This window comes from Neisseria weixii (assembly GCF_042658245.1).
Classification (GTDB): Bacteria; Pseudomonadota; Gammaproteobacteria; order Burkholderiales; family Neisseriaceae; genus Neisseria; species Neisseria weixii.
Window position 1 is genome coordinate 178,163 of the sequence record NZ_JBHSPY010000001.1, and the last position, 16,001, is coordinate 194,163.

Genomic DNA, 16,001 nt, shown 5'->3' on the forward strand with positions numbered 1-16,001 from the left:
CCCTTGCGGGTATTGTATTAGGCTCTCTCAACCCGCCATTGCAAGATGGCGGCCTGAAACGGAAATTTCAGGCATAAAAAAGCCGCAACTGACGGGTGCGAATGAACCGCTAACGTTTTAGTAGTGCGGCTATCGTGCCTGTTTTGCGGCGGTTTGTCAATGGTTTTTCCGTGTTACCAAAACCAAACCCGCCTTGATTAAAGCGGGTTTGGTTTTGAAACAGTTTCAGACGGCCTGAGGTGGGCAAGAAACGTGCGGGTTGGCGGACCGTGGTATCAGACACGGCAAGCCTTGCGGCTTCCTACACGCGCCTGCCCATAGGGGCGCGTTATGCAAACAAAAAACCGCAAAAGCGGCATTGTGTGCCTGATACGAGAGAAACAGGCCGCCAAGCCTGCGCTGCTATTGAACAGCGCATTCATAGTAGCAAGTTTCTTTCTGTCAGGCAATAAAAAAACCGCAAATCGCGGATTTTAGGTGGGCGGGCTTCAACTACCGGTTCTAGACGGCGGAACTTATTCCCCTTGCGGGTATTGTATTAGGCTCTCTGGACCCGTCATTGCAAGATGGCGGCCTGAAACAGAAATTTCAGGCGTAAAAAGCCGCAACTGACGGGTGCGATATGAACCGCTAGAACGAAATAGTGCGGTCATCGTGCCTGTTCTGCGGCGGTTTGTCAATGGTTTTTCCATGTTACCAAAACCAAACCCGCCTTAATTAAAGCGGGTTTGATTTTGAAACAGTTTCAGACGGCCTTGTGACCTGCAAAAACTTATGCAGTTTGCGCGCATCGCAAAGTAGGGTTTCGGAGTCGGAAATTTTGCCGTTGAATACGGGAATGAGGTTTTTTGAATTCATTTTGTTTGCTCCGTTGGATTTTAAACTTCCGTCTCCAGCCGCCAAGCTGGGAGGGGCGGAAACTAGGCAGGTTGGCGGACTGCTCCAACGGTCGCAGCACACCTTGCGGTGTCCTGCCTAGCTCGCCCCGTAGGGATTTCCCCGAATTTGGGGAAAACTGAAACGGATTGAATTTGCAAACAAAAAACCGCAAAAGCGGCATTGTGTGCCGTTGGAAAGAAACAGGCCGCCAAGCCTGCGCTGCTATTGAACAGCGTATTCATAGTAGCAAGTTTCTTTCGGTCAGGCAATAAAAAAAACCGTTTTCGGCTGAAAACGGGTTTTGTAATGGTTTGTTAAGTTAGAAACCGTACGAACATTTCTGACGGTTTTGGGAAATTCTCAACCAACCATTTTGAGATTTGTCTTATTGCGCTTACGGCGAAGGTTTTTTTTTATGGCAGGCATTAGGTCATTGCGCTCTTCGATACGGAGCATGCGGATGTCTTTTACCGACTCTTCCAACCAAGCATATTCTGTACTTAAATCTTGCACTGCGGTAACACAGGTTACGGCATCAACGGTATCGTCGCCAAAATAGACCGATCCTTGTTGCCGAGTAAAACCGTAGTCGGTTAAGAAGTCGGCAATATCGTCGTATGCCTTCCGCCATGAAGCCGAAGGATACCGTTTTTCAAGTTCTTTTGTATCTAAGTCAAAGGTAATGGCATACATGTGAAAAGCCTTGTATCAGCAATAAAAGAAACAGGCCGCCAAGCCTGCGCTGCTATTGAACAGCGCATTCATGGTAACAAGTTTCTTTCTGTCAGGCAATAACCCGCTTCTGAAAAAGCCGCTTTCGTTTGTAAAAAAAGCAGCCCCGATTGAGGCTGCCAAAACTGCTTTAACACTTTATGCCGAATGTTGAAGCAGGAGTGAACTTAACGCACATCCACCCATCTGCCGCCGTTTTTCTCTTCGCCGACATAGCGGACGGCATCACCGGCCGTTGTCCATCCATGCTCAAAGTAGGCTTTGCAATACGACGGCTTAGACGGACGGATATAGGTTTTGCTGACAATCGGGCAACTGTCCCGGTCACGGGAATAGTGATAACGCGGACATTGCCGAACCTGTACCGTATAACGCATAACGCGGTTCAGTTCCTTCGCGTCGCAACGGCCCGCTCCTTCAGCAACGGCATTGACCAATTCAGGCATGCCCTGATTATTAGAGGTAGGACAGAGCTTTAAAAAATTCTTACGCGCGGTAATGGTTTTGTGCAGCCGTTTATGTTTGATACTGAAATAGCGGCGCAACGAATCCGTGCATTCAGACGGCCTGTCGCCTGACGACAAACACAGAATGGCTTCGCAAGCCAAACGGACATCGCCGGTCAGCAGATCGTCTGCCTGAGCCGGCAAAGCCGCCATCAGCGCAACGGCCACGGCCGCCGCAGGTAAACACTTCTTCATATTCACTCCCATTGCATTGATAGACGAAAAAAAGGATAATCACCGTACCCCTACGAGATTATCCGTTTCTCCTAAGAAAAAGCCGCTTTGGAAACAAAGCGGTTTTTTCATTGCCACGCGATTGTGCGGACTTCAAATTGATGGCCGACCTGCACGATGTTCACACACAAATCCATATTGCCGCGCATCAGCAAATCCACCTGTTTGGACGCGGCTTTCATCGAACCGTAACGCCCGAGCAGACGTTCACGACATTTTTTCAGACGGCTTTTTTTCGCAAACATTTCAATCTCCTTCCACATTCAGGATTGGTTTTCCAACTTGTCGGCAATGGTATCCGCGTATCCGGCATTACCGTTCATTTCACAAAAATCCACAAACATCTGCCAATGCTCGCCGAGAAAATCGGCCAACAGGCGTTTTTCAAAGTTTTCCAGCATGAAGGTTCCTTTCGGTTTTAAGAGTAAAGAAAAGGCCGTCTGAAACACACACTTTCAGACGGCCTTTGCCATAGGCGGGCATTCCGCTGCCTGTGTTAAGATTGGATTACCACATCTTCTCTTTCCACGAAACAGGAAATGCCCATGGAACTTAAACCATTAAAACTTGATTGGGATATTAAATACGAATTTACACTCAATAACAGTTCTCCAGTCGAACCCATTTTGATTTTTGAAATCCCGGTTAAAAGCAGAACAGTATATATGTTCCTGCCATTTCATGATTACCCTTACCACAGCGGATATATCCTGCTGCTTGACACCACCTTATTTCTCGATGCGTGGCGTATGTCGAAAAATGATGAGGACTACCCAAACTATCATTTAGGAAATGAAATATTGTGGTGTAAAGACAGAAAATTTCAGAATACGGGATTTCTGTTCAATCAAGGCAGAAAATCTCCCGTTCCAGTCATCAGTGAGTTAACTTTTGATAAAGATAAAGGCATTGTTTTCTCCGATAGCCTGACAAGAACCATTTGGCTACTTGCCAACGGAGCGGAATATTTACCGGTGTTCAGTAAAACCCGTCAGAATGCCATGCTCTTACAGCAAGCTGCGGGCAGAACCGGATGCAATATTTATGCCTGCCATGACTTTCTCACTCATCATTTCCAAACACTAAATCATCAATATCGGGAACTAATGCCCTGATTTCGTCCAAATACGCCCTAAAATAGTAACGTCCATCCGCATATTGCGGATTCAGCAGCAAAAAACGCTCCATACACCGTACCGTAAAGGCAACATCGTCCATACTTCGACCCGTAGGCAGGTTGTGCAATGCTTCGGCCAATTGCCCTGCCGGATTCAGCCGTTGCCGCAAATCGCAAATATCCAAATTCTTGACAGGCCGGTTTTCCGAATCGTACAAACCGCCACGCCCGAAGCCGAGATTTCTGATAACGGTAAATGCTTCCCGGGCAAGTAATACGGACAGAACCAGTATCTTTTGCCCACGGTTATTTTCCATCTCACCCTCCCAAATAATACCCAACCATCCGCCGTTTCGTTTCCGCAAACTCTTCCGTCCCGCGCTCGGCACTAATACTTTCGACATAATCGTCAAACAACTGCCCATCTACTTCCATAATCACGCCGTCTGAAAGTTTCAGTTCGTCGATAAACCACAACGAATGACGGCCATTAGAAGAAAACGGGTCTCCGCCGTATTTTCGGGCTTCTTTTTTTACGAACGCCCATTTTTCGGCAATCTCGCTGTCCGTCCAGCCGTTCTTCTTCAAGATATAATGCTCAGCCAGTTCAAGCGAATCAAACAAACCATGACGGTTGCCGTCGTCAGACACAAAATACTTGGTTTCCATTTCAACCTTCCTAAAAATAACTTTTGTCATTATTACAGCAGTCTTAGTGCTATAATGACCGTACCCATACTGAAACCCGCTTCATCAAACGGGCTTGGGTCTGGATACAGACCGAAGACGGCGTGTGAGGCCGTCTGAAAATGCGTGTTACCGGACACGCGCAAAGGGCATTACCGCCCTACATCTGCCCGACAGAGGCAGTTTTATCAAGTCAAATTGTCAGTCAGGGCTTCTCCGCAGATTTGCCCAACATCGGAATTACGTTCCGATTTTTTCCGTTCAACAGACCGCTTGACCCGGACGCACCCGCGCTACCCGGTTAGTCGGTCTTTTTTCTTTCAGGTATGTTGACGATACCCGCAACCGTTTGTCCGATTTGACAAAGGCTGTTCTGCCTCCGAACGGTTGCTACGTTAAATTCAGCCACAAATGATTTTCCCACACGACAACGACACAGACGGCGGTGCGGCATAGGCATTTAAAGGCTGGTTGTTAAAGAGCTTGTTATCGATATATTAGCCATAGGTAACATTATTTGCAAGAAAAATATTAGCCTTGGCTAATATTTTACATTCTAATTACCGCATAGCATTGAATTTAAATAACTTTATTTTTTAAAAAATAAAAGCCCCGAGAATTCGGGGCTTCATTCAAAAACTTCTATCATTTTCTTGAAACTTCAGCTAATAAGGCTTTCCTAATAGAGGAGAAAGTCAAATGACTTTTGATCTGATAAATTATAAAAACTGCTGCCAATAAGGCTACATACAATGGAAACACAACTGGGTTTAGAGCTTTTTCAAGCGAAGGAAAAATTGATAAAACGGGAGGCAATATAAATTTCAAAATTCCTGGGAAACCAAAGAGTAAAAATAATGTCGCCCATATTGCTGGCCATTTATATTTCTGTTTTATCACTAATTTTATATTATATAAATTAGGGGCAGTCTCATTTAAATTATCATTTTTTACAAGTACATATTCCCCAAGTTTTTTTCGTTTATCGAACAAAGCATACACTTGGACATTATGCCCAGGTCTCATTGAGACTCCCCAGTTATTCATCCTAAAGCAACTCTCATTACCTTCATCATCAAGTAGAAAAAACTCCGATGTTTCATGCGTTGTGCTTTTGATGGATACATAATCAAAACCGCCACCTGAAACATGGGTACTAATTTTAGTATTTGCATCAGCAACAATACCTGAATAGCATACAAGTTGAAAAAATCTATCTTCAAAGACAACTTCTGATTTCATAATTTTCTCTATTTTATGGCTTTTAAAATCTTTGAAATATCTGTGACTGGCCAAGAAGAACCTTTCCAACAACGACCATAGTAGATTTATCTTTAGGAGAAATTTCCCAGCTTTTATATTGCCGATTATCAGAAATAACTAACAGATTACTTCCAGCCATTTGTAATCTTTTTAGATGTAAGTGATTGCCTACTATAAATAAGTAAATCCCATCTCCATCATATCGATTGGTAGAAATATCTACAAATACCAAATCACCGGGTTCCAATGTACCCGACATATTGTCTACTTTGATATTAGTTAACCTGAGGCTGCTAGGATTTTTTGCTGTAAAAATTCTTCTGTATTGGTCTTCAGTATATTCAATATAAGATATATTGGCCGCAATATCAGACGTATTAATCAGATATTGCGCAAGAATATCTTCTCCAAGCATTTTGACTGTATAGGGGGACGTAACAGATTCATGAGGTTTTATATTTCCATTTTTAGTATCAGCCCAAAATCCTTTGCCACTAGCCAACCAATCTGGATCACATTCCAAGAATTCAGAAGCGCGAAGCAGATTCTGTCCTTGTAGCGTTTTAGTGCCACCACTCAACCATTTAGAGACAGAAGGCGGTTTAACTTTGCAATATTTGGCTAAATCAGCTTGTGTTTTATCCAAGTCTGACAAACGTTGTTTGATTCTATCAGCAAGTGTATTCATTTTTTAATTATCGCTGCCAATTATTTTCCTTTGGGAAACTACAATCATTCAGTTGTTGATTTATTTATTAGCCATAGGTAACATATAAACTCAAATTTTTCGATAGTAGGCAAATACTGATGAGCGAACGCACATTACGAGAATGGTTGAAACAACGCCGTGGTCGGGTAACAACAATGGCTAAGGATTTAGACATTAACTACACATGGATTTCCCAAATTGCGAGTGGCAGGAAAAAAGCTCCACTTGAAACGGCAATTAAAATCTCGGAATACACCAATAATGAAGTGACGGTGGAGGCAATTGCTAAAGCCTATAAGCCAAAAAAATAGGGCTATCTGCAATGTTCATCGCCGACCTGCGCCTCTACCTCCAAGACAAATTCATCCAAGTCTATGATGAATTTATGCCCCTGTGCGCGCACGATTTTCAGACGGCCTCATTCCTGTCCAACCTGTTTTGGTGGAGCGACGTGGCTGATAAAGAACCTAAAAAACAGGGCTGGGTTTATAAGACTGCCGACCACCTGAAAAAAGAACTGGGCCTGACCCGGCGCGGCTATGAGAAGGTGCGCCGTATCCTGTTGGAACAGGGTTTGGTTCAATACCGGCGCGGCGGCATCCACGGCAAAATGCACTGGTATATCAACCGTGAAGTGCTGCTGGCCAAAATCTGCGGATTACGCGGCGTTGCCGTACCGAAAACCGACAGCAAACATCACTATGACCGCGACAATTTCCGTATTCCCAAATTTATCCCGCTCAAACTTTGGCACGACTGGCTGGATATGGTGGCCGAGAAAGGCAAAACGGCCGGCCATTCCATGAAAAAGAAAGCCGTGAAGCAACTGGCGGAACTGCACAATAAAAAGCTGGATCTGAAGCCGATTATGGAAAAATCGGTTCTGACGGGTTGGATAGGATTCTTCTTTAATGACAAAAACCAACCGTACAGGCCGTCTGAAAAAACCGTACGGGAACAGGCGGAACAGGTAAAACGTGAGCGGGAGGCCGAATATAAAGCCAAACTGGAAGAAGAGAACAAACCGCCACCCGACAAGGAGGCTGTCCGCCAAAACGAAGGCTATCAAGCCATACAGGAATATCTGAAAAAGCGGAAACTAAAAAAATAACTCAGCGCAATAAGGTCTGAAGCCTTGTTGCGCTTTCGTGCTGTCCAAACCTGCCTAAAATCCGTCTTCACCCTGCTTTTGAGCCTGGCTCGGGCAGTTTTTTACGGCTGATACCCTGTATCGGCCGTTTTTTTATGCCGTTTTGATGATTTTAAGGTTTCAGGCCGTCTGAAAAGCCGTTTCGGCTTCGTAGAAACTGCGTTTTAAAAACCTTTATAAATCATGTCTTTGTACAATTATTGCAAAGTACAATGTACAGTTAAGACAAAGGTCTTTGTACGCTAAAGCCGATCACTATACAGACAGCCCTTTCAGAGACCCCTTTCAGACACTTAAAGTGCCTGATTTTTGTGCAACCGTCTCAATCATTGTGGATATGGGGATTTAGTGGATAGATGTGCTGTTTTTGAGGGGGGATATATACAGGTTTTGTGGATAAGTAGCGGTATGGATACAACACACTTGCAGTTTCTGCGGTTTGTATATATATTTTATATATATTCATTTAATCAGGAGATATAACATGGCTCAATTCATCATGAATGTTCCCGATACGGAAAAAGAAGCTTTTATGGAAGCTGCACGGCAGTCGGATCGAAACGCTTCCCAGCTTGTACGTGAGTTTATGCGCGATTATATTGAGAAGCAGCGTTATGAAGCTTATGTCCGAGCCGAAGTCGAAAAAGGCTTGGCTGATATTGCAGCAGGACGGATAACCGGTGATTCTGAAGTTCGTAGAAAAATGGAAGCGAAATTTGCTTTGTGGGCGGCTGAGGAGCCATCTGAATGAATATCAATTGGTCCGAACGCGCCGTCGAACAATTGGATAAGCTGCTTGAAGCAAGGAAAGATTTTGCCGGAACAGTCTCTGCGCAAAAGGCTTTTTGGGAAATTGAACGGCTGCTTGAGTTGGCGGCCACCCAACCCAAAATGGGCAAACCCGGAACCGTTAAGGATACCCGAGAGCTGTATCCGCTTCGTTACCGTCTTATATATCAAATTGACAAAGAAAATGTACTGAATGTCATTGCAATACTCCCTCAATGGCAAAAATGGCCTGTTGATGATTTTTAGAATCCGAGTGGTAAAAAGCCGTCTGAAATTTCAGACGGCCTTATTATTAAAGATGAATTTTCATTTGCCTGCATCAATAACCCTGATTCCGTATTGCGGGATATATCCGTCAACGGTCATCAGTTCCAAACCTTCCGCTTGGGTCTGGGCAATCAGCATCCTGTCAAAAGGATCTTGATGTATCGCAGGAAGCAGTCCGGCCTGCTTGGCGTGGAAGAAATCTATAGGGAGATTCTCAAAATCCTCTTGCCCTATCACATCAAAAAACTCTTCGGGCAGTTTCAGCAATCTTTTATTCAGCTTGATTGAAATCTCCCAAATACTCGCAGCACTGACAAAAATCAGATTGTTGGGGTTTTCGATCAGTTTGCGGGCATTTTTGCCTAATTTCCCGTCATCCAATACCCACCACAGCACAACGTGCGTATCCAATAGGATTTTTCTCATAGGGAAGATGTCTCAAATAAATCTGCGGTATCGCTATCACTTTCAAGGATTCGGGAAATATCGGTATTTTGGGCATGGCTGAATTTTTTCAGGCTGCCTGCTTTCCGTTCCTGTTTGATAATACCGGTCAATTGGACACATGGTTTTCCCGCTTTGGCAATAATGACGGTTTCCCCAGCCTCGGCTTTTTGAATCAATTGGCTGAGATTGGTTTTTGCCTGATGGATATTTGCATGGAACATGGCGACGCCTTTACTTAGTTCAGTTAGCTAATTATAGATTGTATTTAAACAGATCGCTACTGCTCAATAACCGAATCAAAGGCCATCTGAAAGCGTTCAGACGGCTTCTTCTTGTTTTGCCGGATGTTCAGGAGTTTGGTTTATCCCGAACAATTCATCGTCATCAGGTGGTATGTCAGTCCAACTGAATTTTCTGGGTTGGGATAGCTGCGACTGTTCGGAATCGTTTGACTGCTGTTCCGGCTCGGGAACGGTCTTCGGCTTAACCGTTAATTGATTAACATCATCTGATTTTTTCGATACTTTCACCGTCGCAGAAACCGTCTCCTGCCCCCGGGAGCGGATAAACCAGTTAATCGTCGTCAGTCCGGCACGGACACCGTTTTGCGCCAAAAACTGCTGAATCTGCTTTTGGGAAAACCCGTTTTTCTTGAGCAGCAAAATATCGGCTTTGAACGGCTTCAGCTTCGATTGACGGCCTTGCCCTGTTTGACCGGCCATAAAATTTTCAACAGAAATACCCATATCCAATCACAGTCTAATTAAAACTATCTATAACCTATTATACATCCAATATAATCTATCTTCAATCCAATATCATCTAATTCAGACTATATTTCAGCCTAACAAAGGCTAGTTATTGGATTATATAAAATCTAATTATAATCTAATATAAACCTATTTATAATCTAATTCAATCTAATTTAAAACTATAATTAATCTACTTCAAACTATCAATATCTAACTAATGAGCTAATCCATCTCCCCTCCGCGCGTACCTCCTCCTTCAAAAACGGATATTTTCTAAGAAAGAAGTGTATTTCTGCTAGAACGCAGGATATATTTGTATTACAAGCGATATTTTTACTGCGCCAAGTGCAGAATTATTTTTTTAATTGTATTTGCAACAAAAAGGCCGTCTGAAATTTTCAGACGACCCGAACCTTGTATACTAGCAAAGAAAGTTATACAATGTATAACATGCTTAAGATTAAGAAGGAGAGAACAATGCAACTGGCTATTAAAAAATGGGGGAACAGCGTAGGTGTTCGGATTCCTGCTTCCATCTTGGCAGCATTGCAGTTAAAAGCTGATGCGCTGGTCGATGTTCGCGAAGAAAACGGCAAAATTGTGATTGAACCTGTTAAAAGCAGGTATTGCTTGGATCAGCTTCTGTCTGCCATTACCGATGACAACCTTCATCAGGAAATTTCGAGCGGCGAACCCGTCGGCAAGGAATTGTTATGAGCAAAAACTATATACCGGATGTAGGGGATATTATTTGGCTGAATTTTACTCCCCAAGCCGGGCATGAGCAGGCCGGACATCGACCGGCTGTTGTGTTAACTCCGAAGGCTTATAACAAAAACACCGGGTTGCTGATTTGCTGTCCGCTGACAACTCAAGTAAAAGGTTATCCTTTTGAAGTTAATATTGACGGCAGCAGAAAGAATGTTGCCCTTTCCGACCAAGTGAAAAGTTTGGATTGGCGTATCCGGCAAGCTGTTTTTAAAGGGAAGGTCTCGGACAGCGAATTGGAAGAAATCCGGGCAAAAATTTCTGTTTTGATTGGATTGGGCAATCTTTGATAACGGGAATTAACTTCTTTGCATATTGAATAACCAGGCCGTCTGAAAATTTTCAGACGGCCTAGTTATTTCTAGTCAAGTTGCCCATTAAAGGTTAAAAGAATTAATACCGCCACGCCAAATTACCCTACTAAAGTATATAATGGTAATACCTTTTAATACTTTTATTCGGAGAATAAAATGAAACCGAAAACCGTGCCTGTGGCCGTCAAATTACCGCTGGAAATCAGAGACCGTTTGAAAGCAGTTGCCGAAACCCAAGATCGCTCTGTGCATTGGTTGATGCGGGAAGCGGTCAACCAATTTTTGGAACGTGAGGAGCAGAAAGCTGCTTTACGTGCCGCAGCCGATGCTTCTTGGGCCCACTATCAAGAAACCGGCCTGCATGTTACGTTGGAAGAGGCGAATGTATGGATGGGTGCAATTATTGAGGGAAGAGAAGCCGGGGAATTGAAATGCCACAAGTAATGTTAACCGAACATGCGACGGCTGATTTACGACGGCTCTACGATTTTTTAGCACTGAAAAACGAACAAGCTGCACGAAATGCGGTAAAAGCCGTTAGGGACGCTTTGGCAGGTTTGGCACAATTTCCTGCCGCCGGCCGTTTTTTTGATGATGAATACCGGGAATGGCCGGTTTCCTTCGGAGATGCAGGTTATACCATTTTATATCGGATTGATCCTGAAACCGTTGTGATTGTGGCGATTAAGCACCAATCGGGAATTGAGTTACAGTTTTCCGGTTAAGATTTAAATAAGGCCGTCTGAAACCGTTCAGACGGCTTTTTCTTGGTTTTCCGGATGTTCAGGAGTTTGGTTTGTCCCGAACAGTTCGTCGTCATCGGGAGGTGTGGCTGTCCAACTGAATTTTCTGGGTTGGGATAGCTGCGACTGTTCGGAATCGTTTGACTGCTGTTCCGGCTCGGGAACGGTCTTCGGCTTAACCGTTAATTGATTAACATCATCTGATTTTTTCGATACTTTCACCGTCGCAGAAACCGTCTCCTGCCCCCGGGAGCGGATAAACCAGTTAATCGTCGTCAGCCCGGCACGGACACCGTTTTGCGCCAAAAACTGCTGAATCTGCTTTTGGGAACCCCGTTTTTCTTGAGCAGCAAAATATCGGCTTTGAACGGCTCCAGCTTTGATTGACGGCCTTGCCCTGTTTGACCGGCCATAAAATTTTCAACAGAAATACCCATATCCAATCACAGTCTAATTAAAACTATCTATAACCTATTATACATCCAATATAATCTATCTTCAATCCAATATCATCTAATTCAGACTATATTTCAGCCTAACAAAGGCTAGTTATTGGATTATATAAAATCTAATTATAATCTAATATAAACCTATTTATAATCTAATTCAATCTAATTTAAAACTATAATTAATCTACTTCAAACCATCAATATCTAACCAATGAACTAATTCATCTCCCCCTCCGCGCGTACCTCCTCCTTCAAAAACGGATATTTCCTAAGAAAGAAGTGTATTTCTGCTAGAACGCAGGATAGGCAACGAGTGCCAAAAAACGCCCTAACGCGTTTTTTAAATTCCGCCATATAAAGCGGAAACGCCGCAGAGCGGCTGAAGGTTTGAACAACCATCGGGGGCAGCCGCCGCCGTGTTGTTGGTTGATGTCTAAATTTCAAAGCGCAAAAAGTCCAGACCAAGACGAGTGTCTTTGCACGTCTTCCACCTTTTCCACTACGCCGCAGAGGACGAACCGGACAAAGATGAAAGCCGCACAAAGCCAGTCTGGACTTTTTGCGCTTTGAAATTTTTTACGACATCACAACACGGCGGCGGCTGCCCCCGATGGTTGTTTATTTATGAACGAACCTTGATGAAAGGAGTATCCGATGGGACTGGATATGTACGGCTACACCATGCGTGCCGAGTTTGTCGGCGACCGTCAAACCGATGTGAATGTGCGTGAAGAAGAGCAGGAACAGGCAGGGCTTACGCACTTTGCCTACTGGCGCAAATTCAATCATCTGCATGGCTGGATGGAAAAGCTGTATCGGGAGAAAGGCGGCAGCAAAGAATCGTTCAACTGCTGCACCGTTCGGCTGGAGCTTGAAGACTTGGCGCGGTTGGAAGCGGATTTAGACGGCGGAAAACTGGAGCATACGCCCGGCTTTCTCTTCGGTGGCGAAGAAATCTACCCTGAAGACATTACCGAAACCAAAGCCTTTATCGAAAATGCGCGTGCCGCCATTGCCGCATGGCTGGCCGTGTTCTATGACAGTTGGTGGTAAGGCGTTTGTAACTCTGTTTTTCAGACGGTCTGAAGGCCGTCTGAAACCTCGGAAAGGAAACCGAAATGAAATACCGATTTGAATACGATAAAGCCGGCCGCCGCCTGATGGTGGCGGAACTGGATGATGAGCTTGACTGTATCAACTGCACCGATGAAGACCTTGACTGTTTGGGCGGATACTACCGAGACATGACCGTCATTTTCGACATCGACCTTTACTGCCGTCTGCATCGAATGCTGATGGCAGCGGGCGATGACCGTAAACAGGTCAAGGTCTATATGGATGCGACGATACGGAGTGTCAGCGGCTCGTTTGAATATGCGTTGATGGGGTGCTGTCTGGAAATCTGTTTTTACAGCAGTTTTGACGTGGAGGCGCATTGGTTTTGGCAGAACACGAACATTGATTTTAATGTGGCATTGGCATTTCCGCCCGAATTTTACGCAGACCCTGCCGCGTGGTTTGAACGGGAAACCAAAGCGAAGGGCATTAAAAACCATGAAAAAGGATGGGATGATGCGTGAAGAAAAAAACAGGGTGGGACATATCGTGCCCCTGATTGAAGCACTCGAGCCGAGACAGATACGCGACGTATTCATCACGGTGTGGCGCGATGTTGCAGGGCTGAATGAAGGTTTGACGGCAGATGACTGCATTGAGATTTTCGCAGGTGCGTTAAAAGGCAGTTCGGATTTTACTTACGATTTGCTGAAGCAGACTTGTGATGACTACGGTGTCGGCACGGTGACGGAGACATTCGCTTTGCTGCCGCGTGGAGAGTATGACAAGCTGTTTTCAGACTGCTTGAAAGGTGAAATTCCTGAAGGCGTTCGGCTGGATACTCAAGCACTCATTAACCTTTTGATGCTTGAAAATGTAGCCGATGTTGAAGCAAGTATCCGAAAAGGTTGTATCAATGCTACATATTTTATGAATTCGGACATGAAATATATCTATGATATAGGTATTGATGATAAAGAAATTCAATGGAAAGTAGAAGATTTTAAGACTGCTTATGCTGGGACTTGGTGGACAATCGACATAATCGTTCACCACTAAGCGGATGAAAAGAGGCCGTCTGAAGAACAGGTTTATCTTTCAGACGGCCTTTTTGAAGAAAGGATACTGCGGCCAAAGCCAGCGGCAGCTGCCGAAAAAATCCCGCAGCAGCCCCGTTTCCGGCTCTCAAGGTTCGGCAGAAACGGCCCCACGCCCCCAAGCCGGACTTGACCGTGCCGTCTGCTCCGATACCTGCGGCCATCTGCGCCACCGGCAAGCCCAAGCCCGACTTGCCCCCTCCTGCGGGATTTTTTTATGATTGAATTTCTCTTTTTGAGTAAGAGTTCATGAAAGGATAGGCAAGTCGAGTACCCTGGTCGTATAACATGGGCTTAGTTTTTGTCGGTTCATCCAAAGGTGCTTTTTTAAATCAACGATCAATTTCAGGCTCATCAAATTGTTGGGGATGTTTTTGAATATCCTCTGAAACGCTCTGATACAAATTCACCTTAGCTTGTAATTGTGCTTGTGGCGGTAATTGCTGAATAATTTTCTCAGCTTCATGAATAATTAACTTCTGCTTAGGTGACAGCAAATGTTGATTTTCCTGATATACCTTATCAAGCTGTTCAAATTGGATTTGGAGATTTTGAGATTGAGTAGGCTCCTGTATCACTTTATCCATCATACGCCCAAGCATTTCTTTGTTGGGCGGTACATCAATTAAATGGCCTTCATAACGTTTGGAATGAGGTACACTCAGCGCGTTGGCCATGTTCCACATCTCGGCATCAACTTTGGAATAATCCATTTTTAAATTTTGCTCGTTTGCAAGCTGGGTCATAAAAACCTGCAAAGTGCGGCCATTCCCCTCTGGAAACGGATGCGAATAATTGGCTTCAATCATGATGCCGACCAATTTTTCCTTAGCCGTCTTCAAATCCAGTTTTTCAGCTTGCAAAAATTCTTGAGTGAGCTTTTGGATTTCCTGCCATTTATCCTGTAATTTTTCAGGTTCTAAAAAGAATGTAACTGTTTTGCTTAGATTATTTCCCTTTACAGACGGTCTTGTCCTTTCTTGTCCAGCCCACTCATAAATATCACCAAATAACGCTTTATGAATATCTTTCAAATGAGCTAAATCATAGCTGCTATGGTCTAGCTTGATTTCACCTGAAAGAACGGCTTCAGCCTTCATTGCGCTATGGTGGTATTCAAACTCATTTAATGCCGTTTGATCCGTAATACCTAATTTATTATGAAAAAGGCCGTTTTCATCAGTATAAGGATTACTCATAGGCTTTCATATCCAAGTTCTCGATTCAGCGAATCCTTCAAATACCTTATTTTGCTGAACGTACTCAAGCATTTCAGCTGTAACTTGCTCTCTACTTACCCGACCATCCGCAATAGCCAAGCGAATGCGTTGCATGGTTTCGGTTGGCTGAAAGCCTTCGAGGGCAAATATGGAATCAACTTGTTTGCTCACGTCTTCATTTAAATGAATGGGCATCTAATTTCCTTTCAATCTGTTTTTGTATTGTCTCATCACGAGCTTGACCAATGCTTCACTACATCCGGCCAATTTGGCAGTTTCTTTGATTGTATGGTGCTGGCGCAGTTCAATAACCAGTTTGTGTTTGGCTTTATCGGCTACACGACCTTTGAACCGTCCTTGCTTCTTAGCTTCAGCAATGCCGGCAGCTTGCCGTTGTTTGCGCTGCTCGTAGTCGTCTCTGGCCATTTGCAGGGCGATTTTCAGCAGCATGGTTTGTATGCTGTCTAAAACGATTTTGGCGATTTCGGAATCGGTTTGGATTTGGCTCAGGTCTATAATGCCGGGAATGGAAAGGAACGCGCCTTTTTCACGGATACGGTTGACCAGCTTTTCCGCCTCTGCCAGCGGCAGGCGGGTAATGCGGTCGATATGCTCGGCGATGATGACATCGCCTTGTCGCAGGTCGGTAATCAATTGGTTCAACACGGGGCGGTCGGCTCGGACACCGGAAGCCTTTTCTTTATAAACGCCGGCGATATAGTAGCCTTCGGCCTTTGCTTTCTCAATCAGGGCATTCTGCCGCTCGAGATTTTGCGCTTCTGTGCTGACGCGTTGGTAGATTCTTGCTGCTTTCATAGCCGG

29 protein-coding genes are annotated in these 16,001 nt (G+C 44.5%); 12 read left to right on the top strand and 17 right to left on the bottom strand.

The window, feature by feature from the left end; genetic code table 11:
• Nucleotides 1-109: 109 nt before the first annotated feature.
• From ACFPVS_RS00915 to ACFPVS_RS00935, 5 genes are all read right to left on the bottom strand, one after another.
• Nucleotides 110-283, bottom strand: coding sequence for a hypothetical protein (locus tag ACFPVS_RS00915; protein WP_157742696.1), 174 nt, complete (start codon nt 281-283; stop codon nt 110-112).
• Between the two features lie 956 nt (nt 284-1,239).
• Nucleotides 1,240-1,572, bottom strand: coding sequence for a virulence factor (locus tag ACFPVS_RS00920; RefSeq protein ID WP_096294862.1), 333 nt, complete (start codon nt 1,570-1,572; stop codon nt 1,240-1,242).
• A gap of 206 nt (nt 1,573-1,778) precedes the next feature.
• Nucleotides 1,779-2,312, bottom strand: a complete 534-nt coding sequence (locus ACFPVS_RS00925; protein WP_096296084.1) for a TrbM/KikA/MpfK family conjugal transfer protein — start codon at nt 2,310-2,312, stop codon at nt 1,779-1,781.
• Between the two features lie 107 nt (nt 2,313-2,419).
• Nucleotides 2,420-2,596: a hypothetical protein gene (locus ACFPVS_RS00930; RefSeq protein WP_198345335.1), complete on the bottom strand. Its 177-nt coding sequence runs from the start codon at nt 2,594-2,596 to the stop codon at nt 2,420-2,422.
• 18 nt (nt 2,597-2,614) lie between these two features.
• Nucleotides 2,615-2,752, bottom strand: a complete 138-nt coding sequence (locus tag ACFPVS_RS00935) for a hypothetical protein (protein WP_157742695.1) — start codon at nt 2,750-2,752, stop codon at nt 2,615-2,617.
• A gap of 144 nt (nt 2,753-2,896) precedes the next feature.
• Between ACFPVS_RS00935 and ACFPVS_RS00940 the strand changes: the two genes are divergently transcribed.
• Nucleotides 2,897-3,466, top strand: a complete 570-nt coding sequence (locus ACFPVS_RS00940) for a plasmid fertility inhibition factor family protein (protein WP_096294861.1) — start codon at nt 2,897-2,899, stop codon at nt 3,464-3,466.
• Here the strand turns inward: ACFPVS_RS00940 and ACFPVS_RS00945 are convergent.
• The 4 genes from ACFPVS_RS00945 to ACFPVS_RS00960 form a co-directional block, all read right to left on the bottom strand.
• A complete protein-coding gene (locus ACFPVS_RS00945) occupies nt 3,414-3,785 on the bottom strand; it encodes a hypothetical protein (protein WP_378595156.1) in 372 nt (123 codons plus the stop codon). The genes ACFPVS_RS00940 and ACFPVS_RS00945 overlap by 53 nt on opposite strands.
• 1 nt (nt 3,786) lies before the next feature.
• On the bottom strand, nt 3,787-4,137 hold the full coding sequence (locus ACFPVS_RS00950; protein WP_378595158.1) for a hypothetical protein: 351 nt from the start codon (nt 4,135-4,137) through the stop codon (nt 3,787-3,789).
• 663 nt (nt 4,138-4,800) lie between these two features.
• On the bottom strand, nt 4,801-5,397 hold the full coding sequence (locus ACFPVS_RS00955) for a hypothetical protein (RefSeq protein WP_378595160.1): 597 nt from the start codon (nt 5,395-5,397) through the stop codon (nt 4,801-4,803).
• A gap of 22 nt (nt 5,398-5,419) precedes the next feature.
• Complete coding sequence (locus ACFPVS_RS00960; RefSeq protein WP_378595161.1) at nt 5,420-6,106, bottom strand: S24 family peptidase; 687 nt, start codon at nt 6,104-6,106, stop codon at nt 5,420-5,422.
• Nucleotides 6,107-6,225: 119 nt separating this feature from the next.
• On the opposite strand from ACFPVS_RS00960, the gene ACFPVS_RS00965 reads away from it, so the two are divergent.
• The 4 genes from ACFPVS_RS00965 (at nt 6,226) to ACFPVS_RS00980 (ending at nt 8,312) form a co-directional block, all read left to right on the top strand.
• Nucleotides 6,226-6,438 (top strand): helix-turn-helix domain-containing protein, encoded by a 213-nt coding sequence (locus ACFPVS_RS00965; protein ID WP_096294856.1) that lies wholly within the window; start codon nt 6,226-6,228, stop codon nt 6,436-6,438.
• 11 nt (nt 6,439-6,449) lie between these two features.
• Nucleotides 6,450-7,238: a hypothetical protein gene (locus ACFPVS_RS00970; RefSeq protein WP_096294855.1), complete on the top strand. Its 789-nt coding sequence runs from the start codon at nt 6,450-6,452 to the stop codon at nt 7,236-7,238.
• Between the two features lie 523 nt (nt 7,239-7,761).
• Nucleotides 7,762-8,028, top strand: a complete 267-nt coding sequence (locus ACFPVS_RS00975; protein ID WP_096294854.1) for a hypothetical protein — start codon at nt 7,762-7,764, stop codon at nt 8,026-8,028.
• Nucleotides 8,025-8,312, top strand: a complete 288-nt coding sequence (locus ACFPVS_RS00980; protein ID WP_096294853.1) for a type II toxin-antitoxin system RelE/ParE family toxin — start codon at nt 8,025-8,027, stop codon at nt 8,310-8,312. The genes ACFPVS_RS00975 and ACFPVS_RS00980 overlap by 4 nt, the downstream gene beginning before the upstream one ends.
• A 60-nt stretch (nt 8,313-8,372) precedes the next feature.
• Here ACFPVS_RS00980 and ACFPVS_RS00985 read toward each other — a convergent pair whose 3' ends face one another.
• The 3 genes from ACFPVS_RS00985 to ACFPVS_RS00995 form a co-directional block, all read right to left on the bottom strand.
• Complete coding sequence (locus tag ACFPVS_RS00985; RefSeq protein ID WP_378595164.1) at nt 8,373-8,759, bottom strand: type II toxin-antitoxin system VapC family toxin; 387 nt, start codon at nt 8,757-8,759, stop codon at nt 8,373-8,375.
• On the bottom strand, nt 8,756-9,001 hold the full coding sequence (locus ACFPVS_RS00990; RefSeq protein ID WP_096294852.1) for a type II toxin-antitoxin system Phd/YefM family antitoxin: 246 nt from the start codon (nt 8,999-9,001) through the stop codon (nt 8,756-8,758). Before ACFPVS_RS00990 ends, ACFPVS_RS00985 begins: the two co-directional genes overlap by 4 nt.
• A gap of 96 nt (nt 9,002-9,097) precedes the next feature.
• Nucleotides 9,098-9,442, bottom strand: coding sequence for a hypothetical protein (locus ACFPVS_RS00995; RefSeq protein WP_378595166.1), 345 nt, complete (start codon nt 9,440-9,442; stop codon nt 9,098-9,100).
• Nucleotides 9,443-10,009: 567 nt separating this feature from the next.
• Here ACFPVS_RS00995 and ACFPVS_RS01000 point away from each other — a divergent pair.
• The 4 genes from ACFPVS_RS01000 (at nt 10,010) to ACFPVS_RS01015 (ending at nt 11,339) form a co-directional block, all read left to right on the top strand.
• Nucleotides 10,010-10,249, top strand: coding sequence for an AbrB/MazE/SpoVT family DNA-binding domain-containing protein (locus ACFPVS_RS01000; protein ID WP_096294849.1), 240 nt, complete (start codon nt 10,010-10,012; stop codon nt 10,247-10,249).
• The gene (mazF, locus tag ACFPVS_RS01005; RefSeq protein WP_123805071.1) at nt 10,246-10,590 is read left to right on the top strand and encodes an endoribonuclease MazF; all 345 of its coding nucleotides are present in this window, start codon (nt 10,246-10,248) and stop codon (nt 10,588-10,590) included. Before ACFPVS_RS01000 ends, mazF begins: the two co-directional genes overlap by 4 nt.
• 180 nt (nt 10,591-10,770) lie before the next feature.
• Nucleotides 10,771-11,058 carry a CopG family ribbon-helix-helix protein gene (locus tag ACFPVS_RS01010; protein ID WP_096294848.1) on the top strand — a complete coding sequence of 96 codons (288 nt, stop codon included), beginning with the start codon at nt 10,771-10,773 and terminating at the stop codon, nt 11,056-11,058.
• Nucleotides 11,046-11,339 (top strand): type II toxin-antitoxin system RelE/ParE family toxin, encoded by a 294-nt coding sequence (locus ACFPVS_RS01015; protein WP_096294847.1) that lies wholly within the window; start codon nt 11,046-11,048, stop codon nt 11,337-11,339. Before ACFPVS_RS01010 ends, ACFPVS_RS01015 begins: the two co-directional genes overlap by 13 nt.
• 27 nt (nt 11,340-11,366) lie before the next feature.
• Here ACFPVS_RS01015 and ACFPVS_RS01020 read toward each other — a convergent pair whose 3' ends face one another.
• Entirely contained in the window at nt 11,367-11,663 is a 297-nt protein-coding gene (locus tag ACFPVS_RS01020; RefSeq protein ID WP_157742691.1) for a hypothetical protein, read from the bottom strand.
• Nucleotides 11,664-12,460: 797 nt separating this feature from the next.
• Between ACFPVS_RS01020 and ACFPVS_RS01025 the strand changes: the two genes are divergently transcribed.
• The 3 genes from ACFPVS_RS01025 (at nt 12,461) to ACFPVS_RS01035 (ending at nt 13,921) form a co-directional block, all read left to right on the top strand.
• On the top strand, nt 12,461-12,859 hold the full coding sequence (locus ACFPVS_RS01025; protein ID WP_096294845.1) for a phosphoglycerate kinase: 399 nt from the start codon (nt 12,461-12,463) through the stop codon (nt 12,857-12,859).
• 65 nt (nt 12,860-12,924) lie between these two features.
• Nucleotides 12,925-13,386, top strand: coding sequence for a hypothetical protein (locus tag ACFPVS_RS01030; protein ID WP_096294844.1), 462 nt, complete (start codon nt 12,925-12,927; stop codon nt 13,384-13,386).
• Nucleotides 13,376-13,921, top strand: coding sequence for a hypothetical protein (locus ACFPVS_RS01035; RefSeq protein WP_096296083.1), 546 nt, complete (start codon nt 13,376-13,378; stop codon nt 13,919-13,921). Before ACFPVS_RS01030 ends, ACFPVS_RS01035 begins: the two co-directional genes overlap by 11 nt.
• A 285-nt stretch (nt 13,922-14,206) precedes the next feature.
• Here the strand turns inward: ACFPVS_RS01035 and ACFPVS_RS01040 are convergent, their stop codons facing one another.
• The 4 genes from ACFPVS_RS01040 to ACFPVS_RS01055 are packed head-to-tail and all read right to left on the bottom strand — an operon-like array spanning nt 14,207 to nt 15,995.
• A complete protein-coding gene (locus ACFPVS_RS01040; protein ID WP_123803743.1) occupies nt 14,207-14,314 on the bottom strand; it encodes a DUF4113 domain-containing protein in 108 nt (35 codons plus the stop codon).
• Nucleotides 14,292-15,158: a Fic/DOC family protein gene (locus ACFPVS_RS01045; RefSeq protein ID WP_123803744.1), complete on the bottom strand. Its 867-nt coding sequence runs from the start codon at nt 15,156-15,158 to the stop codon at nt 14,292-14,294. Before ACFPVS_RS01045 ends, ACFPVS_RS01040 begins: the two co-directional genes overlap by 23 nt.
• A 6-nt stretch (nt 15,159-15,164) precedes the next feature.
• Nucleotides 15,165-15,374 (bottom strand): hypothetical protein, encoded by a 210-nt coding sequence (locus ACFPVS_RS01050; protein WP_096294840.1) that lies wholly within the window; start codon nt 15,372-15,374, stop codon nt 15,165-15,167.
• Nucleotides 15,375-15,995, bottom strand: a complete 621-nt coding sequence (locus ACFPVS_RS01055; protein ID WP_089036151.1) for a recombinase family protein — start codon at nt 15,993-15,995, stop codon at nt 15,375-15,377.
• Nucleotides 15,996-16,001 lie beyond the last annotated feature (6 nt).

Coding starts and splice junctions, on each gene's coding strand:
- ACFPVS_RS00970 (WP_096294855.1), top strand. CDS start 6,450: ATGTTCATCGCCGACCTGCGCCTCTACCTCCAAGACAAATTCATCCAA.
- ACFPVS_RS00965 (WP_096294856.1), top strand. CDS start 6,226: ATGAGCGAACGCACATTACGAGAATGGTTGAAACAACGCCGTGGTCGG.
- ACFPVS_RS01045 (WP_123803744.1), bottom strand. CDS start 15,158: ATGAGTAATCCTTATACTGATGAAAACGGCCTTTTTCATAATAAATTA.
- ACFPVS_RS00950 (WP_378595158.1), bottom strand. CDS start 4,137: ATGGAAACCAAGTATTTTGTGTCTGACGACGGCAACCGTCATGGTTTG.
- ACFPVS_RS01010 (WP_096294848.1), top strand. CDS start 10,771: ATGAAACCGAAAACCGTGCCTGTGGCCGTCAAATTACCGCTGGAAATC.
- ACFPVS_RS01015 (WP_096294847.1), top strand. CDS start 11,046: ATGCCACAAGTAATGTTAACCGAACATGCGACGGCTGATTTACGACGG.
- ACFPVS_RS00925 (WP_096296084.1), bottom strand. CDS start 2,312: ATGAAGAAGTGTTTACCTGCGGCGGCCGTGGCCGTTGCGCTGATGGCG.
- ACFPVS_RS00980 (WP_096294853.1), top strand. CDS start 8,025: ATGAATATCAATTGGTCCGAACGCGCCGTCGAACAATTGGATAAGCTG.
- ACFPVS_RS01040 (WP_123803743.1), bottom strand. CDS start 14,314: ATGAGCCTGAAATTGATCGTTGATTTAAAAAAGCACCTTTGGATGAAC.
- ACFPVS_RS01030 (WP_096294844.1), top strand. CDS start 12,925: ATGAAATACCGATTTGAATACGATAAAGCCGGCCGCCGCCTGATGGTG.
- ACFPVS_RS01050 (WP_096294840.1), bottom strand. CDS start 15,374: ATGCCCATTCATTTAAATGAAGACGTGAGCAAACAAGTTGATTCCATA.
- ACFPVS_RS00930 (WP_198345335.1), bottom strand. CDS start 2,596: ATGTTTGCGAAAAAAAGCCGTCTGAAAAAATGTCGTGAACGTCTGCTC.
- ACFPVS_RS00945 (WP_378595156.1), bottom strand. CDS start 3,785: ATGGAAAATAACCGTGGGCAAAAGATACTGGTTCTGTCCGTATTACTT.
- ACFPVS_RS01055 (WP_089036151.1), bottom strand. CDS start 15,995: ATGAAAGCAGCAAGAATCTACCAACGCGTCAGCACAGAAGCGCAAAAT.
- ACFPVS_RS00985 (WP_378595164.1), bottom strand. CDS start 8,759: ATGAGAAAAATCCTATTGGATACGCACGTTGTGCTGTGGTGGGTATTG.
- ACFPVS_RS01000 (WP_096294849.1), top strand. CDS start 10,010: ATGCAACTGGCTATTAAAAAATGGGGGAACAGCGTAGGTGTTCGGATT.
- ACFPVS_RS00990 (WP_096294852.1), bottom strand. CDS start 9,001: ATGTTCCATGCAAATATCCATCAGGCAAAAACCAATCTCAGCCAATTG.
- mazF (WP_123805071.1), top strand. CDS start 10,246: ATGAGCAAAAACTATATACCGGATGTAGGGGATATTATTTGGCTGAAT.
- ACFPVS_RS00975 (WP_096294854.1), top strand. CDS start 7,762: ATGGCTCAATTCATCATGAATGTTCCCGATACGGAAAAAGAAGCTTTT.
- ACFPVS_RS01035 (WP_096296083.1), top strand. CDS start 13,376: ATGATGCGTGAAGAAAAAAACAGGGTGGGACATATCGTGCCCCTGATT.
- ACFPVS_RS00955 (WP_378595160.1), bottom strand. CDS start 5,397: ATGAAATCAGAAGTTGTCTTTGAAGATAGATTTTTTCAACTTGTATGC.
- ACFPVS_RS00935 (WP_157742695.1), bottom strand. CDS start 2,752: ATGCTGGAAAACTTTGAAAAACGCCTGTTGGCCGATTTTCTCGGCGAG.
- ACFPVS_RS01025 (WP_096294845.1), top strand. CDS start 12,461: ATGGGACTGGATATGTACGGCTACACCATGCGTGCCGAGTTTGTCGGC.
- ACFPVS_RS00940 (WP_096294861.1), top strand. CDS start 2,897: ATGGAACTTAAACCATTAAAACTTGATTGGGATATTAAATACGAATTT.
- ACFPVS_RS00920 (WP_096294862.1), bottom strand. CDS start 1,572: ATGTATGCCATTACCTTTGACTTAGATACAAAAGAACTTGAAAAACGG.
- ACFPVS_RS00960 (WP_378595161.1), bottom strand. CDS start 6,106: ATGAATACACTTGCTGATAGAATCAAACAACGTTTGTCAGACTTGGAT.